This window comes from Morococcus cerebrosus, assembly GCF_022749515.1.
Lineage (GTDB): Bacteria > Pseudomonadota > Gammaproteobacteria > Burkholderiales > Neisseriaceae > Neisseria > Neisseria cerebrosa.
In genome coordinates this window covers 19692-37715 of record NZ_CP094242.1, presented here as the reverse complement: position 1 = coordinate 37715, position 18024 = coordinate 19692, and the positions used below count along the sequence as shown (strand labels likewise).

Sequence of the window (18024 nt, the reverse complement as noted above, 5' to 3'; positions counted from 1 at the left end):
ACGTTGCAGATCATCCTTAATCTTTCCGAAATGGCAAAGGTCCTTGGATTCGGATTTCAAGTGCAACACTAGGGTACCAGTGGTTGGAACAGATTTAAGAATAAAACACTTGGCGTTTCGTAGCCAAGTGTTTTTCTCGGCCGGTGGTTCAACTCATCTTGAACCCTGCGTATCTCCCGATCGCTGATGTTTCGGAAATCGGTTTGTTTGAGGAAATATTGCCGGATGAGTCCATTGGTGTTCTCATTCAGCCCTTTCTCCCAAGAATGGTAAGGGCGGCAAAAATAGGTTTTCGCCTTCAAGGCTTTGGCTATTTTGGTGTGTTGGTAGAACTCTTTGCCGTTATCCATGGTGATGGTGTGGACTCTGGCTTTATATGCCTTTAATACCCTAATGGCCGCCCGGGCAGTGTCTTCGGCTTTTAAGTTCTTTAATTTGCAGATGATGGTGTAGCGGGTAGTGCGTTCGACCAAGGTCAATAACGCGCTTTTCTGATTTTTGCCGACGATGGTGTCGGCCTCCCAATCGCCGATGCGGGTTTTCTGGTCGACGATAGCAGGTCGGTTTTCTATGCCGACGCGGTCGGGCACTTTGCCTCTGGTCCATGTGCTGCCGTAGCGTTTGCGGTAGGGTTTGCTGCATATTCTGAGGTGTTGCCACAAAGTGCCGCCGTTGCTTTTGTCTTGGCGGAGGTAGCGGTAAACGGTGCTGTGATGGAGTGTGATCCCGTGGTGTTTATGCAGGTAGGCACATACTTGTTCGGGACTGAGTTTGCGGCGGATAAGGGTGTCGATGTGTTGAACCAGCTGCGAATCGAGCTTATAGGGTTTTCGCCGGTGCTGTTTGGTCAGCCGGTTTTGCCGTTGGGCTTTATCGGCGCTGTATTGCTGTCCTTGGATGCAGTGCCGCTTGATTTCTCGGCTGATGGTGCTTTTGTGGCGGTTGAGCTGTTTGGCGATTTCGGCGATGGTGCAGTGGCGGGACAGGTATTGGATATGGTATCGTTCGTCTTGGGTCAGTTGTGTGTAGCTCATGGCAATCTTTCTTGCAGGAAAGGCCGTATGCTACCGCATACTGGCCTTTTTCTGTTATGGAAAGTTGCACTTCAAATGCGAATCCGCCGTCGTCTGAAAATTTTCAGACGACCTTTGCTATAATCACTCCCTTTGTTTTATTTGAAATTTTTCCAACGCCATGCCCCATCCCGACCTCTCCCAAACCCTCTCCAAAGACCGCCACTTCCTACGTTCCGCCTTCAAAAATCCCAACAAATACGGCGGTTTGTCCAAAGTCGAAGAAAAATACCGAAAATCGCACGACCTCTATCTGCAACGCCTGTCCAAACTACCCAAACCCGAGTTCGACAACACCCTGCCCGTTCACGAGAAACTCGAAGAAATCAAAAAAGTCATTGCCGAAAATCAGGTAACGATTATTTGCGGCGAAACCGGTTCGGGCAAAACCACGCAGTTGCCCAAGATTTGTTTGGAACTCGAGCGCGGGGCGGCGGGGCTGATCGGGCATACCCAGCCGCGCCGTTTAGCCGCGCGTTCGGTGGCAGAGCGGATTGCCGAAGAGCTGAAATCGGAAATCGGCAGCGCGGTCGGCTATAAGGTGCGCTTCACCGACCACACCTCGCGCGATGCCTGCGTCAAGCTGATGACCGACGGCATCCTGCTGGCGGAAACGCAAACCGACCGTTATCTCGCCGCCTACGACACGATTATCATCGACGAAGCACACGAACGCAGCCTGAACATCGACTTCCTCTTGGGCTACCTGAAACAGCTCCTGCCGCGCCGCCCCGATTTGAAAGTCATCATCACCTCGGCAACGATAGACGCAGAACGCTTCTCCCAACACTTTAACGGCGCGCCTGTTTTAGAAGTGAGCGGGCGCACCTATCCCGTCGAAATCCTCTACCAACCGCTGACCAGCAAAGACGAAGACGACGCAGAAGTCGAGCTGACCGACGCGATTGTCGATGCAGCCGACGAATTGGCACGCTACGGCGAAGGCGATATCTTGGTATTCCTGCCGGGCGAGCGCGAAATCCGCGAAGCCGCCGAAGCCCTGCGCAAATCCACGCTGCGCCGCAACGACGAAATCCTGCCCCTGTTCGCACGCCTGTCGCACGCCGAACAGCACAAAATCTTCCACCCTTCAGGCGCAAAACGCCGCATCGTGCTGGCAACCAACGTCGCCGAAACCTCGCTCACCGTGCCGGGCATCAAATACGTCATCGACACCGGCCTCGCGCGCGTTAAACGCTATTCCGCACGGGCGAAAGTGGAGCAGCTTCATGTCGAAAAAATCTCCCAAGCCGCCGCCCGCCAACGTTCCGGCCGCTGCGGCCGCGTCTCCGCAGGCGTATGTATCCGACTGTTTTCAGAAGAAGATTTCAACAGCCGCCCCGAATTCACCGACCCGGAAATCGTCCGCAGCAACCTCGCCGCCGTCATTCTGCGCATGGCAGCGTTGAAATTCGGCGACGTGGCGGCATTCCCGTTTTTAGAAATGCCCGATTCGCGGTATATCAATGATGGTTTTCAGGTGTTGCTGGAATTGGGGGCGGTGGAGGTCGTCTGAAAAGCATAGGACGGGCATTGATGTCTAACGAAAATCGGGGAACGATAGCATAATTACTTTATCATACAAACATTGAAGGAATAATAAATGAGCGATATTTTAGAAAAACTCAGCAACGGATTATTACAGAGATTGATGAGACTCGAATGGTTTTTGGCATCATTGCTGATAATTTCATTTTTCGATATGTATTTAAATTTAAGACATGGATTTTCTATTACAGCACTTTTAAATAAACAGAAAAATTTAGACCTATACAGCATTTTTGAATCTGTTATCCTTTTCTCTTTTATTTTTTCTGTAATTGTTCCTATTATTCAAGGAATTTATTTTTCTGTTATCTTAACTATTCTATCAAAATTTAATATTTATATGTTTGAAAACGAAAATACAGATTATAGAAAATCATTGTACCGATTAAGAAGAAAAGCAGTGAAAGAAAATAATTCTGTATTATGGAGTGCTTATCAAGAAGAAAAAGCAAATTTACAAAAAATAAACTTTATTTTTTCTGCAACATGGGGAATTCTCATTTTTTCGATCCTAGGTTGCTTTGGAAAGTCTAGTAAATCCATATTGATAGATATCGTTATAATACTGAATTCCGTTGCAGAAAATAATATTTTATTAGGCATGGTTATATATTTTTTATTTTTTATAATATCTTTTTGGTGTTTTTCCATATTGCAACGTTCCTTTTATTTGCGTGAAGACATATTGCCATATTGGGAAGATGACAAAAAAGCTAACTCCTAATTTTTTGTCGGGCACAAATACCCGACACAATCCGACAAACAACAAAACCGTTTCAGACGACCTCGTTTTTTAAAAAACAATCTGTAAACAGATAGCTGCTGAAGAATACCGTTGCCGAGCCCTAACCCTGCCTGCAACTTTTATTGTGAACTTCCTATTATGAAAAAATCCCTTTTCGTTCTCTTTCTGTATTCATCCCTACTTACTGCCAGCGAAATCGCCTATCGCTTTGTATTCGGGATTGAAACTCTGCCGGCAGCAAAAATGGCGGAAACGTTTGCGCTGACATTTGTGATTGCTGCGCTGTATCTGTTTGCGCGTTATAAAACTTCGCGGCTGCTGATTGCGTTGTTTTTCGCGTTCAGCATCATTGCCAATAATGTGCATTACGCGGTTTATCAAAGCTGGATGACGGGCATTAACTATTGGTTGATGCTGAAAGAGATTACTGAAGTCGGCAGCGCGGGGGCGTCGATGTTTGATAAGTTGTGGCTGCCTGCGTTGTGGGGTGTGGCGGAAGTCGTGCTGTTTAGCAGCCTTGCCAAGTTCCGCCGTAAGACGCATTTTGCCGCCGATATATTGTTCGCTGCGGCGATGTTGCTGATTTTTGGGCGTTCATTCAGTACGACGCAGGAACACGGTATTTCGCCCAAACCGACATACAGCCGCGTCAAAGCCAATTATTTCAGCTTCGGCTATTTTGTCGGGCGCGTATTGCCGTATCAATTGTTTGATTTAAGCAAGATTCCTGTGTTCAAACAGCCCGCACCAAGCAAAACCGGACAGGGCAGTATTCAAAATATCATCCTCATCATGGGAGAAAGCGAAAGCGCGGCGCATTTGAAACTGTTTGGCTACGGACGCGAAACTTCGCCGTTTTTGACCCAACTGTCGCAAGCCGACTTTAAGCCGATTGTGAAACAAAGCTATTCTGCCGCTTTGATGACGGCGGTGTCCCTGCCCAGCTTTTTCAATGCCATACCGCATGCCAACGGCTACAAACAAATCAGCAGCGGCGATACCAATATGTTCCGACTCGCCAAAGAGCAGGGGTACGAAACGTATTTTTACAGCGCGCAGGCGGAAAACGAGATGGCGATTTTGAACCTGATCGGCAAAAAGTGGATCGACCATCTGATTCAGCCGACTCAACTCGGCTACCGCAACGGAGACAATATGCCCGACGATAAGCTGCTGCCGTTGTTCGATAAAATCAATTTGCAGCAGGGCAAGCATTTTATTGTGTTGCACCAACGCGGTTCGCACGTTCCATACGGCGCGCTGTTGCAGCAGCAGGATAAGGTGTTCGGCGAAGCCAATATCGTGGACAAATACGACAGCACCATCCACAAAACCGACCAAATGATCCAAACCGTGTTCCAGCAGCTGCAAAAACAGCCTGAAAACAACTGGTTGTTTGTCTATACCTCAGACCACGGGCAGTATGTGCACCAAGACACCTTCAACCAAGGCACGGTACATCCCGACAGCTACATCGTACCGCTAGTGTTATACAGCCCTGATGCCGCTCTGCAGCAATCCGCCAACCAAGCCTTTGCGCCTTGCGAAATTGCCTTCCACCAGCAGCTTTCAACTTTCCTTATTCACACGCTGGGCTACGATATGAAGGTTTCAGGCTGCACCGAAGGCTCGGTAACGGGCAACCTGATTACAGGCGATGCGGGCAGCCTGAACATCCGCAACGGCAAAGCGGAATATGTTTATCCGCAATAAGGCGGCGCAAACCTACAAACAATATAAATTGAGACCACGTCGGGCATCAATGCCTGACCTACAAGACTATGCAAAACACTAAAAATCAAGCACGCGGCTCGGGCATTCATGCCCGACACAATCCGACAAACGACAAAACCGTTTCAGACGACCTTCAAAACGTTTCGGGCAATATCGTCGCCCCTCCCCGCTACCGCCTGACCAAACTCGGCGAACAAATGGCGCGCCTGCCCATCGACCCGAAAATCGCACGCATTTTGCTGGCGGCGAAGAAGCACGACTGCATGGCGGAAATATTGGTGATTGCGTCCGCGCTGTCGATTCAAGACCCGCGCGAGCGGCCGCTGGAAGCGCGCGATGCCGCAGCCAAGGCACACGAACGTTTTACCGACAAGCAGTCCGATTTTCTTGCCTACCTGAACATTTGGGACAGCTTCCAGCGCGAGCGTGATAAAGGCTTGTCCAACAAACAGTTGGTGCAATGGTGCCGCCAATATTTCCTGTCGCACCTGCGGATGCGCGAATGGCGCGAGCTGCACCACCAGCTTGCCCAAACCGCGATTGAAATGGGTTTGACCACCAAGGAAGTCGCTTTCAGACGACCTCCCGAAGTCAGGCAGCTCACGTCGTCTGAAAATGCGGGCGACCAAGACTTATCCGCCAAACTCAAACAAAAACAACTGGATAAGAAGCAACACCGCGCCCAAATCCGTGCCGCCAAAGAAGCGGGCTACGAACAAATCCACCGCGCCCTGCTCACCGGCCTCATCGCCAACGTCGGCATGAAATCGCCCGACGGCAACGACTACACCGGTGCGCGCGGCAGCCGCTTCCACCTTTTCCCCGCCTCCACCCTGTTCAAAGCCAAACCCAAATGGGTGATGGCGGCAGAACTCGTTGAAACGACAAGGCTTTATGCGCGCGATGTAGCCGCCATCCAGCCCGAATGGATCGAGCAGGAAGCACCGCACCTCGTCCGCTACCACTATTTCGAACCGCACTGGGAACAAAAACGCGGCGAAGTCATCGCCAGCGAACGGGTAACGCTCTACGGCCTGACCGTCTTGCCGCGTCGCCCCGTGTCCTACGGCAGAATCGCCCCCGAAGAAGCACGCGAAATCTTTATCCGCAGCGCACTGGTGGCGCAGGAATGCGATTTGAAAGCGGAATTTTTTGTCCACAACAAAAAGCTGATTAAGGAAATTACCGAACTCGAACACAAATCGCGCAAGCAAGACGTGCTGGTCGATAATGAAGCGCTGTTTGCGTTTTATCACGAACGGCTGCCCGAAACGGCGTGGAAAGACGCGCAAGGCAGCGTTTGGGGAAGTGAAGATTCCGTACGGATTATTGAATCTGACAAAGCCGGGAGATCGTCTGAAAATGAGCGCAACGAGTTTTGCCAAAACGAGCGTAACGCGTCTCGCCAAAATGAAAATCACGGCAACACCGTAGGTTGGGTTGAAAACCCAACACCCGCCGCAACCGCAAAAACCGTTGGGTTTGGCAACCCAACCTACGACGCCCAGCAAACTGCCCCCTCCCCTGCGAAGGAGGGCTGGGGAGAGGGCAAAACAGTTCCCGCACAAACCAACTTTTCCGCAGCCGTAGCAAACCCTCTCCCTAACCCTCTCCCACAGGAGAGGGAACAGAGTACCGCAGTTTCAACGGTTTCAGGCAGTCTGAAATCGTCCATAGCAACATTCCGTATACGCCCCGCCACACATAATGATGCAGCCCAAATTGCCGAACTATTCCGCCGCGCCGTCCTGCACATTGAAGCAAGCTATTATAGCGACAGCGAAAAAGCCGCATGGATACAGGGCGCGGACAATGCCGCCTTTTGGCAAAAACGGATTGGACGCAGCTGTATCCGATTGGCAGCGCAAAATGACCGTATCCTCGGCTTTATCGAATACCTGCCCGAGCAAAATCATTTGGACTGCCTATTTACCGACCCTGTCCACCAGCGGCAAGGCGTCGCTTCCGCGCTGTTGTCTGCCGTTTTGCCGCAGGCGGATGCAGATAAAACGGTAACGGCAGATGTGTCCGCAGCCGCATTGCCCTTTTTTAAGAAACAGGGATTTATACTGCAACACCAAAACCAAATTCAGCGAAACGGCTCGGTTTTAATCAATTACCGCATGATTTTGCAAACCGACAGCATTGATGCGGTCGCACAAACTACCCCCTCCCCCGCGGGGGAGGGCCGGGGAGAGGGCAAAACAGTTGCCGCCCAAACCAACTTTTCCGCAACCACAGCAAGCCCTCTCCCTAACCCTCTCCCACAGGAGAGGGAACAGAGTGCCGCCGCTTCAACGGTTTCAGACGACCCCAAAGCCCAAAGGCTACCTGAAAACTCCCTATGCTACGCCGACGGTCAACCAATACTGCTGGGTGACCGTGTAACTATCGACAGCAAACAATGGCACGGCAAAATCGTTGCCTTGATTGCCGAGCAGCAATGCGACCCGTCCATCGGTTCCGCCGAAGAATGGGCGACATTACAAAGCGGCGTAATGGCGCAATTTGACGAAGCCGGCTTGGTACACTATCTCGATGCTGAGACTGCCGGCGAACTCATCTTATTGGCACGAGCGGATGCAACAGATGTCCTAAAATCTCAAAAGCACAACGTAGAATGTGTGGCGCAAGCCACGCACACGGATTCCAAAGATACGGGCAACCGCGTGCGTGAACCGAGTTCACACACCCTACAAAATGTTTCAGACGACCCCAAACCCAAAAAGCAGCCTGCACCCCCAAAAGGCCGTCTGAAACCCCTCCCCCTTGCCGACATCCGCACCTTCCAAGCCTGGCTCAAAACCGCCGAGCGCGACAACCCGCGCCTGCTGTTCCTCAGCCGCGACGACCTCATGCAGCACGCCGCCGCGCACATCACCGAAGAACAATTCCCCAAACACTGGCAAACCGCAGACGGCAAATTCAAACTCAGCTACCGCTTCGAGCCACACCACCCGCTCGACGGCGTTACCCTCACCCTGCCGCTCACCGTGCTCAACCGCATCAGCCCCGCCGCCCTCGAATGGCTCGTGCCCGGCATGATACGCGAAAAAATCCAGTTACAAATCAAAGCACTGCCTAAGCAAATCCGCCGCATCTGCGTGCCCGTGCCCGAATTCATCACCCAATTTTTAAGCCAAAACCCCGACCGCAACGCCCCCATCCTGCCCCAACTCGCCCAAGCCATCGCCAAAACCGCAGGCGACATCCGCATACTGGAGCAAATCAACCAAGACGAATGGGCCGCGTTCAGGCTGCCCGAACACTGCTATTTCAACCTCCGCATCATCGACGACGGCGGACAAGAATTAGCCATGGGGCGCGATTTAATCCAAATCCAACAACAACTTGGCAAAGCCGCCGCCACCACCTTCCGCGACAACACCCAAGAATTCGAGCGCGACAACGTCACCACATGGGACATCGGCACCCTGCCCGAATCCATCAAATTCGCACGCGGCAAACAACAACTCACCGGCTACCTCGGCCTACAAAAAGAAAAAGACGGCCGCATCGCCCTGCGCCTGTTCGACACGTCTGTCGCCGCCGAACAAGCCCACAGATTAGGCGTGATCGAACTCATGAAACTACAACTAAAAGAACAAGTTAAAGACCTGAACAAAGGTATCCAAGGCTTCACCCAAGCCGCCATGTTGCTCAAACACATCAACGCCGACACCCTGCGCGACGACCTCACCCAAGCCGTCTGCGACCGCGCCTTTATCGGCGAAGACGAGCTGCCGCGCAACGAAAAAGCCTTCAAAGAACAAATCAAACGCGCCCGCAGCCGCCTGCCCGCCGTCAAAGAAGCCCTCAGCCGCTACTTACAGGAAACCGCAGCCGCCTACGCCGAACTGAATAGCAAACTCGGCAAACATCCATTGACCCATCTTCTAAGACTACGCCTGCAAACCCTGCTCGCTCCCGGCTTCGCCAGCCATACCCCGTGGGCACAATGGCCGCGCCTCCCCATCTACCTCAAAGCCATGACCCTGCGCCTCGAAAAATACAGCAGCAACCCCGCCCGCGACGCAGCCCGCGAAGCCGACATACAGGAATTGGAACAGATGTGGCAGGAAAAAACCGACAGCTTGGTGAAACAAGGACTACCCGTTTCAGACGACCTCGCCGCGTTTAAATGGATGATTGAAGAATTGAGGGTATCGCTGTTCGCGCAGGAATTGAAGACGCCGTATCCGATGTCGCTGAAGAGGTTGTTGAAGGTGTGGGAGGGGGTGAAATAAATGAAGGCTACCTGAAAATATTCCTTCCATTATTCCTAATGTAAAGAGTAAAATGTGATAATTTCATAAACTACAGAGGATACTGAATATGATAGATGAAACAAAAAAAGACATTTTAACTTTAATTGGTTTTTTGCAAGAACGTGATTATTCTATCCGCAAATTAAGCCGAATTTTATTTAGCAACGGTATTTTCAGAGTGCAATCATGGTCTAGCTTAAAAGAAAAAGTAAGCGAATTGTTAGACCACAACCCAATACTTAACAAAATAAAAAAAGTTCTTGAAGCTGAATATAATAGAAGTTTGAATTTTGGCAAGAAAGCTGTTGTATTTTTTGATATTTCAACTCTTTCAGATCAAGAATTGAATGAATTTGAAATCAAGCTTAAAGAAGAAATTCAAAAACATTCCAATACTGAATATGCTAGAAATTTTCCAAATTTGCTACCTAGACAGATTCTGGAAACTCAAAGTACTCAATTATTTTGCATTTCGGATGAATTTAATGATGAAGGTCATACAAGTAAGTTTTGGGTATGCGGACGTAAATCTTTTCGTAAACGAAAAGAATTTATTTTAGGAGAAGCACCAGAAGATGTTCAAGATTACTTTCTTCAATTTGATGTAGGTTTATATGATGAAGTTATTGCAATCAGGCAGGATTTTAAACAATTGATAAGTTATTTTACTTTTGATAAAGAGGCAAAATTGCTTACACTATTTAGCGATGCAACAGCAATAACCAGCCAAAGTGATATGGATTACTTATCAGATTCTTTATTTAAATATTTGGTTAATATATATCCTAATTTAAAAAGTGCTAGAAAGAAAAATATTGGTAATGCAATTCGCTCTTTATATAGCGAAGAAGGAGGAAGAGTAACAAGTTTTAGCCATTACACTGATTCAGGTTCAGTAAAACATGAAAAATTAGATAGAAGGAATAATAGAGAAGATTTAAGACTTGAACCTTATCATATGAGTGGAATGGAAGCTATCCAATCAAGAACAGAGCTTCATGCTATTGAAAAGAAATGGACTTCTATATCAACTACTGAATTATTTGAACCAACAGCCTCTTTAGGCTATAAAAGTTTTTTGGAAGGTACGGCAAGGGTATCAGCATGTTATATTGTTGAAATTGATGATTGTGCTTGCCAAGAAGATTTAGATATGCTTACCCAAAAGATTTTTGATTTAGCTTAGATATTATTTGCTATGAAAGCACATACCTTTTCCTCAATTATTGAAGAAATAAAGGGAGCTAACTCTTTGACTGATACGCAAAGAGTGCGGCTGCTTTCACTTGTGTCTTATATTCAATCTACAAAGCTAGAACTATTAAGAAATATTACTCCAAAACGCATTGCAGAAATTACGCAAGAATCCGACAAAAATGTTATTGTAGATATTTTCTTCTTTTTATGCGGTACACAATGGCATTTGTTAGAACCTATTTATCGATATGTTGATGAGTATAGTGATGAGCCTATTGAACTAACGGAAGAAGAGTTAGCTGATATTCAAGAAAGCGGATATATTACGCTTGATAATGGAAATATCCAATCTAAGTTTAATCCTAATCTTTTATATATTACTTTTACATTAAGTGAACTTTCAATTCAATTGAAGAAGAGAGGTAACACTTAATGGAAAATTTCACTCTTTATGATTTGCAGAAGGATGATTCATTTGAAGCAAAATGTTTAATTGCACAAAGAGACAAGGCAATATTCTACAATCTGATTAATGAGGAAATCATTAATGGGATTATTGAGCTGGAAAAGCATAAAGATATGCTATGCAACCAAAGTGAAGATCTAATTTCATTTAATTTGGTTATGTATCTTAAAGGGAGATTTGAGCATACACTTTTTAAGGTAACTCACGATAACCATGCAGGTGGTCATGTTGATATTCATATTGAATTAAAACGGTATTTATGGCTAGGAGAAGCTAAATTAAGTGATGGAACAGCCTATTCTCTGAAAGGTTTTCATCAATTAATAAATAGATATGCAAGTGGTAGCCCTACATGCTCAGAAGGAGGCTTGTTCATTTACATTGTTAATAAATCTTCTAAAAAGAAAGCCACTGCTGTTTTAAATGAATGGAGGGAAAGAATCCTGTCTGAAAGCACAGAGATAGAAGGGCTGACATTTTTAGATGCTCACGAAGATAGAGCAGGACTGAGTTTAACAACTACACATACTCACAGTACATCAGGATTACCTTATAAAGTTCATCATCACGTCATCCAACTGCAACATTTCCCACAGGATTAATTTTTCAATATTCAAAAATTATAAGCCATTATCCATTTATGTACACCTTTTAGATTTACAATCTGTAATCACGTAAAACTTTGAATTTCGTGTATAGCGTGTGTGCGGCACGCACACACTCGGTCTTTCTAAACTACTTCCCTTTCCACCCAAACCAAAGGTCGTCTGAAACCCATTTTCAGACGGCCTTTTGCCTCTTTGCCAAACAAATCTTCCCTCCACCCTCTCCCCAAACATCGCCCGAACCAGTAAACTTCCCATGTTTCAACAACTTCTTGGAAGCAAACCATGTCCGGTATCTATCTACCCCGCCTATTTCCGCCCCATATCGCCGAACGCGGTCTGCTGTATTTTCAGCAGGGCAAGGTTCGCAATATCCAAAAAACTTCCGCCGGGCGTTATCGGGCGGAGGTGTGCGGTTCGGAAAACTATTCGGTATGGCTGAAGCTGGATAGTGATTTGTACATTAAGGACGGGGGCTGCGATTGCCCTTATGGCGGGGCGTGCAAACATATGGCGGCGTTGTGGTATGCGGTGCGTGCTCAAACACCGGACGGGCAGCCGGACGAAACCGACGCGCAGCAGCCTAAAAAGGGCGGCAATCCGTATCGGCAGCAGCTCTCCAAAATCTTTTCCCGAACCCGATATTATGATTACTACGAAGCTGCTGATTTGGGCTTCAGGCTGCAAAACTGGTTGGAAGATGTGGCGCAGGAGGGGCCGGCGGCGTTGCAGCAGGCTTTGCCTCTGTTGATACCGCGTTTGCAGGATGCTTTTGAAAAGGCGGACGATTCGGACGGTATGTTGGGCGATGCTATGTATATGGCACTCGACCTGTTGGAAGAGGCGGTCATGGAAAACGTCCCAAAGCGTTTGATCAATTTTTTAGACAAATGTTTGGACGACAACCGCTATTTTGATTCCTCTGAGGCAGGCAATAAAATCTACCAAATCCGCGCCCGAATCTGGCGGCTGCGCGGCGAATGGCAGGCGTGGCAAGATTATGTGGCTAAACGTTTGGCTGCTACCGAGTCGGGTTGGGAACATGAATTTTGGGCATTCGAGGAGTGGCAGGTTTTGCAGGCGAAAGGCGATACTGCTGCCGCGCAGGATTATTTCAGACGACATCTGCACCTGCCGCAATTCAGACAAATCGCGGTAGAACAAGCTGTCGGGCAGCAAGATTGGGCGGAAGCGGAACGCCTCTTGCGTGAAGGAATCAAGATTGCCAAAGCTGAGGGAACGCTCGGCACAGCGCACAAATGGAAGCTGCAATTGTTTGATGTATTGAAGGAAACCGGTAAAAATGTCCGCGAAATCGCAGCGGATTTGGCGTTTTCCACCAGCCTTTCATTGCCGCATTATGAAGCATGGAAAGCCACGTTTCCCGCCGCCGAATGGCCGCATGAATTCAACCGCCTGCTTGCGCGTTTGTCGGGTCAATATTCGCTGCAAGCTGAAATATTCGAGCATGAACAGGAATTCGACCGGCTGCTCGCCCTATTGCAGCAACACCTTTCGTTGTACATGATGGAACGTTTTGCCCCGTCTTTCCCCGAGCCGTATCACGATCAAATCGTAGCTTGCTACCTGAAAATCTTTGCGGTTGAAATCAATAAGGCAAGCAACCGTAAGCAATACCGCCAGCTCTTGAACCAATTAAAGACCCTCCGCCGCCAATATTCCGCACAACGGCAGGCGATGGAAGACTTTGCCGACGAAATCAGGGAACGATATAGCGAAAAACCGCGCCGACCTGCGTTGCTGGAAGAATTGGATCGGGCGGGGTTTTAGGAGAAAACTATTCATCCACACCCTGACGATGAATTTTTCTAGGCAAGCCTGCAATCCTTACATGTAGAAAACAGTAGCGTTGTTTACAGTATTTTCAGGAAAATACTGAAACAGGAACATGCACAAAAACACCTGCTTCACCCCGCACCACCGCCAAGCCATTTGACAGGCCTACACACAGGAAAAGGAAAGCGTCACCTCCCTGGCCCGTCGTTACCAAGTCAGCCGTGTCACCATCTACCACGCGTTTAAGGCCGCAAGGAGTAAGTCACAATATTGCAGGAATTGCCGAAACGGTACATTGTCCTGTCCCACTCTGAGCGACGGGAATAAGATCGGTTCAACAAACAAAAACGCCCGCTCCCTTCCGGAATTGGACGTTTTTTAGTTTGGCCATCGTATTCACCTGCAATTTCACGAATACGTGGATAGGTTTATTTTTTAGATAATGGGACGGCGTTTTTAGCTTTTGGGTTGGCAGGTGCGGGAGCGACGGTTGCTTCGGTCTTCAGTTTGGAGAAGATACCCTCGCCGATGCCTTTAACGTTTTTGAGCTCTTCCACTGATTTGAAGGCACCATGCTGCTGACGGTAGTCCGCAATGGCTTTCGCTTTGGCCGGACCGATGCCGGGCAGGGCTTCCAATTCGGACGGGGAAGCGGTATTGATGTTGACGGCTGCCAGCGACAGCGAGGCGGTCAGAACGGAGAGTGCGGCAAAGAGGAATTTTTTCATAAGGGCGTTTTCCTATCATTTCGTTAATATGGACGGCACCGCCGTGGAGGCGTTACCACTAAATATTTTATTATCATATACTTTACATTATTTTAATTCAAACAATTTTAAATATTTCCAACTTTACTATCCCCAAATGTATTTATTCTGCAACATTCCCCAACTTACTTCAATTCCGGAGCGGCCTCCTCCCACATCAATAAAGCCCATCCTTCTGCAACCGGATCATCCGGAATATAGTGGATTAAATTTAAATCAGGACAAGGCGACGAAGCCGCAGACAGTACAGATAGTACGGCAAGGCGAGGCAACGCCGTACTGGTTTAAAGTTAATCCACTATATTACCCCACTCCACCTCACCGCCGCCATACAGGGTAATGATGTTCGCCAAACCGAAACGATACAAAGTAAAAGCCCCCGACATCTGTCGGGGGCTTAGAATAGGTGTTTGGCAGTGACCTACTTTCGCATGGAAGAACCACACTATCATCGGCGCTGAGTCGTTTCACGGTCCTGTTCGGGATGGGAAGGCGTGGGACCAACTCGCTATGGCCGCCAAACTTAAACTGTACAAATCGGCAAAGCCTTAATCAATATATTCGGTGATGACTGAATCAGTCAGTAAGCTTTTTATTTGAAGTTCTTCAAATGATAGAGTCAAGCCTCACGAGCAATTAGTATGGGTTAGCTTCACGCGTTACCGCGCTTCCACACCCCACCTATCAACGTCCTGGTCTCGAACGACTCTTTAGTGCGGTTAAACCGCAAGGGAAGTCTCATCTTCAGGCGAGTTTCGCGCTTAGATGCTTTCAGCGCTTATCTCTTCCGAACTTAGCTACCCGGCTATGCAACTGGCGTTACAACCGGTACACCAGAGGTTCGTCCACTCCGGTCCTCTCGTACTAGGAGCAGCCCCCGTCAAACTTCCAACGCCCACTGCAGATAGGGACCAAACTGTCTCACGACGTTTTAAACCCAGCTCACGTACCACTTTAAATGGCGAACAGCCATACCCTTGGGACCGACTACAGCCCCAGGATGTGATGAGCCGACATCGAGGTGCCAAACTCCGCCGTCGATATGAACTCTTGGGCGGAATCAGCCTGTTATCCCCGGAGTACCTTTTATCCGTTGAGCGATGGCCCTTCCATACAGAACCACCGGATCACTATGTCCTGCTTTCGCACCTGCTCGACTTGTCGGTCTCGCAGTTAAGCTACCTTTTGCCATTGCACTATCAGTCCGATTTCCGACCGGACCTAGGTAACCTTCGAACTCCTCCGTTACTCTTTGGGAGGAGACCGCCCCAGTCAAACTGCCTACCATGCACGGTCCCCGACCCGGATTACGGGTCTGGGTTAGAACCTCAAAGACACCAGGGTGGTATTTCAAGGACGGCTCCACAGAGACTGGCGTCTCTGCTTCTAAGCCTCCCACCTATCCTACACAAGTGACTTCAAAGTCCAATGCAAAGCTACAGTAAAGGTTCACGGGGTCTTTCCGTCTAGCAGCGGGTAGATTGCATCTTCACAACCACTTCAACTTCGCTGAGTCTCGGGAGGAGACAGTGTGGCCATCGTTACGCCATTCGTGCGGGTCGGAACTTACCCGACAAGGAATTTCGCTACCTTAGGACCGTTATAGTTACGGCCGCCGTTTACTGGGGCTTCGATCCGATGCTCTCACATCTTCAATTAACCTTCCAGCACCGGGCAGGCGTCACACCCTATACGTCCACTTTCGTGTTAGCAGAGTGCTGTGTTTTTAATAAACAGTCGCAGCCACCTATTCTCTGCGACCCTCCGAGGCTTACGGAGCAAGTCCTTAACCTTAGAGGGCATACCTTCTCCCGAAGTTACGGTATCAATTTGCCGAGTTCCTTCTCCCGAGTTCTCTCAAGCGCCTTAGAATTCTCATCCTGCCCACCTGTGTCGGTTTGCGGTACGGTTCGATTCAAACTGAAGCTTAGTGGCTTTTCCTGGAAGCGTGGTATCGGTTACTTCATGTCCGTAGACACTCGTCGTCACTTCTCGGTGTTAAGAAGACCCGGATTTGCCTAAGTCTTCCACCTACCGGCTTAAACAAGCTATTCCAACAGCTTGCTAACCTAACCTTCTCCGTCCCCACATCGCATTTGAATCAAGTACAGGAATATTAACCTGTTTCCCATCGACTACGCATTTCTGCCTCGCCTTAGGGGCCGACTCACCCTACGCCGATGAACGTTGCGTAGGAAACCTTGGGCTTTCGGCGAGCGGGCTTTTCACCCGCTTTATCGCTACTCATGTCAACATTCGCACTTCTGATACCTCCAGCACACTTTACAATGCACCTTCATCGGCCTACAGAACGCTCCCCTACCATGCCAGTAAACTGGCATCCGCAGCTTCGGTTATAGATTTGAGCCCCGTTACATCTTCCGCGCAGGACGACTCGACCAGTGAGCTATTACGCTTTCTTTAAATGATGGCTGCTTCTAAGCCAACATCCTGGCTGTCTGGGCCTTCCCACTTCGTTTACCACTTAATCTATCATTTGGGACCTTAGCTGGCGGTCTGGGTTGTTTCCCTCTTGACAACGGACGTTAGCACCCGCTGTCTGTCTCCCGAGGAACCACTTGATGGTATTCTTAGTTTGCCATGGGTTGGTAAGTTGCAATAACCCCCTAGCCATAACAGTGCTTTACCCCCATCAGTGTCTTGCTCGAGGCACTACCTAAATAGTTTTCGGGGAGAACCAGCTATCTCCGAGTTTGTTTAGCCTTTCACCCCTATCCACAGCTCATCCCCGCATTTTGCAACATGCGTGGGTTCGGTCCTCCAGTACCTGTTACGGCACCTTCAACCTGGCCATGGATAGATCACTCGGTTTCGGGTCTACACCCAGCAACTGTTCGCCCTATTAAGACTCGGTTTCCCTACGCCTCCCCTATTCGGTTAAGCTCGCTACTGAATGTAAGTCGTTGACCCATTATACAAAAGGTACGCAGTCACACCACATGGGTGCTCCCACTGTTTGTATGCATCAGGTTTCAGGTTCTATTTCACTCCCCTCCCGGGGTTCTTTTCGCCTTTCCCTCACGGTACTGGTTCACTATCGGTCGATGATGAGTATTTAGCCTTGGAGGATGGTCCCCCCATATTCAGACAGGATTTCACGTGTCCCGCCCTACTTTTCGTACGCTTAGTACCACTGTTGAGATTTCGAATACGGGACTATCACCCACTATGGTCAAGCTTCCCAGCTTGTTCTTCTATCTCGACAGTTATTACGTACAGGCTCCTCCGCGTTCGCTCGCCACTACTTGCGGAATCTCGGTTGATTTCTTTTCCTCCGGGTACTTAGATGGTTCAGTTCTCCGGGTTCGCTTCTCTAAGTCTATGTATTCAACTTAGGATACTGCACAGAATGCAGTGGGTTTCCCCATTCGGACACCGCGGGATCATAGCTTTATTGCCAGCTCCCCCACGCTTTTCGCAGGCTTACACGTCCTTCATCGCCTATCATCGCCAAGGCATCCACCTGATGCACTTATTCACTTGACTCTATCATTTCAAGAACTTCTCTGACTTTGCCTGATATTCCGTTGACTAGAACATCAAACTTGAATTTCCTACTCTGATAAAGCTTACTGCTTGTTGTGTCTTAATCCCGCCTTTTGTCTTTCGGGATTAAGTCGATACAATCATCACCCAAATACTGTACCTGTTTTTCTTTTCCTGTTCAGGAGACAACTGACCGTTTGCAATCGGTCAATCATCAAAAACAGACACATTGTCTTTGTTTGTTGATTTCGGCTTTCCAATTTGTTAAAGATCGATGCGTTCAATATTGCTATTTACTTCGCAAATCAAAATGAGCT

Annotated in this window: 10 protein-coding genes, 2 rRNA genes and 2 pseudogenes; 10 read left to right on the top strand and 4 right to left on the bottom strand. The window is 48.5% G+C overall.

Annotation, left to right across the window (positions count from 1 at the left end; translation table 11 throughout):
• Positions 1 to 68: 68 nt before the first annotated feature.
• The gene (locus MON37_RS00170; protein ID WP_242883699.1) at positions 69 to 1034 is read right to left on the bottom strand and encodes an IS30 family transposase; all 966 of its coding nucleotides are present in this window, start codon (positions 1032 to 1034) and stop codon (positions 69 to 71) included.
• A gap of 160 nt (positions 1035 to 1194) precedes the next feature.
• Between MON37_RS00170 and hrpA the strand changes: the two genes are divergently transcribed.
• From hrpA to MON37_RS00125, 9 genes and pseudogenes are all read left to right on the top strand, one after another.
• A complete protein-coding gene (gene hrpA, locus MON37_RS00165) occupies positions 1195 to 2589 on the top strand; it encodes an ATP-dependent RNA helicase HrpA (protein WP_082013645.1) in 1395 nt (464 codons plus the stop codon).
• Between the two features lie 87 nt (positions 2590 to 2676).
• Positions 2677 to 3345 (top strand): hypothetical protein, encoded by a 669-nt coding sequence (locus tag MON37_RS00160; RefSeq protein ID WP_039408807.1) that lies wholly within the window; start codon positions 2677 to 2679, stop codon positions 3343 to 3345.
• Between the two features lie 156 nt (positions 3346 to 3501).
• A complete protein-coding gene (locus tag MON37_RS00155) occupies positions 3502 to 5079 on the top strand; it encodes a phosphoethanolamine transferase (RefSeq protein ID WP_203026005.1) in 1578 nt (525 codons plus the stop codon).
• Positions 5080 to 5147: 68 nt separating this feature from the next.
• Positions 5148 to 9347: a GNAT family N-acetyltransferase gene (locus MON37_RS00150; RefSeq protein ID WP_039408804.1), complete on the top strand. Its 4200-nt coding sequence runs from the start codon at positions 5148 to 5150 to the stop codon at positions 9345 to 9347.
• An 88-nt stretch (positions 9348 to 9435) separates the two neighbouring features.
• Positions 9436 to 10554: a hypothetical protein gene (locus MON37_RS00145; RefSeq protein WP_039408802.1), complete on the top strand. Its 1119-nt coding sequence runs from the start codon at positions 9436 to 9438 to the stop codon at positions 10552 to 10554.
• A 12-nt stretch (positions 10555 to 10566) separates the two neighbouring features.
• Entirely contained in the window at positions 10567 to 10998 is a 432-nt protein-coding gene (locus tag MON37_RS00140) for a hypothetical protein (RefSeq protein ID WP_039408799.1), read from the top strand.
• Positions 10998 to 11633 (top strand): hypothetical protein, encoded by a 636-nt coding sequence (locus MON37_RS00135; RefSeq protein WP_039408797.1) that lies wholly within the window; start codon positions 10998 to 11000, stop codon positions 11631 to 11633. Before MON37_RS00140 ends, MON37_RS00135 begins: the two co-directional genes overlap by 1 nt.
• A 288-nt stretch (positions 11634 to 11921) precedes the next feature.
• Positions 11922 to 13427 (top strand): SWIM zinc finger family protein, encoded by a 1506-nt coding sequence (locus MON37_RS00130; protein WP_082013643.1) that lies wholly within the window; start codon positions 11922 to 11924, stop codon positions 13425 to 13427.
• 118 nt (positions 13428 to 13545) lie between these two features.
• Positions 13546 to 13695, top strand: a pseudogene (locus MON37_RS00125) (IS481 family transposase); the annotation flags it as partial.
• A 166-nt stretch (positions 13696 to 13861) separates the two neighbouring features.
• Here MON37_RS00125 and MON37_RS00120 read toward each other — a convergent pair.
• Complete coding sequence (locus MON37_RS00120) at positions 13862 to 14161, bottom strand: ComEA family DNA-binding protein (protein ID WP_039408788.1); 300 nt, start codon at positions 14159 to 14161, stop codon at positions 13862 to 13864.
• Between the two features lie 235 nt (positions 14162 to 14396).
• Between MON37_RS00120 and MON37_RS12355 the strand changes: the two are divergent.
• A pseudogene (locus tag MON37_RS12355) lies at positions 14397 to 14504 on the top strand (IS5/IS1182 family transposase); the annotation flags it as partial.
• Positions 14505 to 14608: 104 nt separating this feature from the next.
• Here the strand turns inward: MON37_RS12355 and rrf are convergent.
• Together rrf and MON37_RS00110 are read right to left on the bottom strand one after the other, a co-directional pair.
• Positions 14609 to 14722, bottom strand: a 5S ribosomal RNA gene (rrf, locus tag MON37_RS00115).
• A gap of 93 nt (positions 14723 to 14815) precedes the next feature.
• A 23S ribosomal RNA gene (locus MON37_RS00110) occupies positions 14816 to 17707 on the bottom strand.
• Positions 17708 to 18024: the final 317 nt, after the last annotated feature.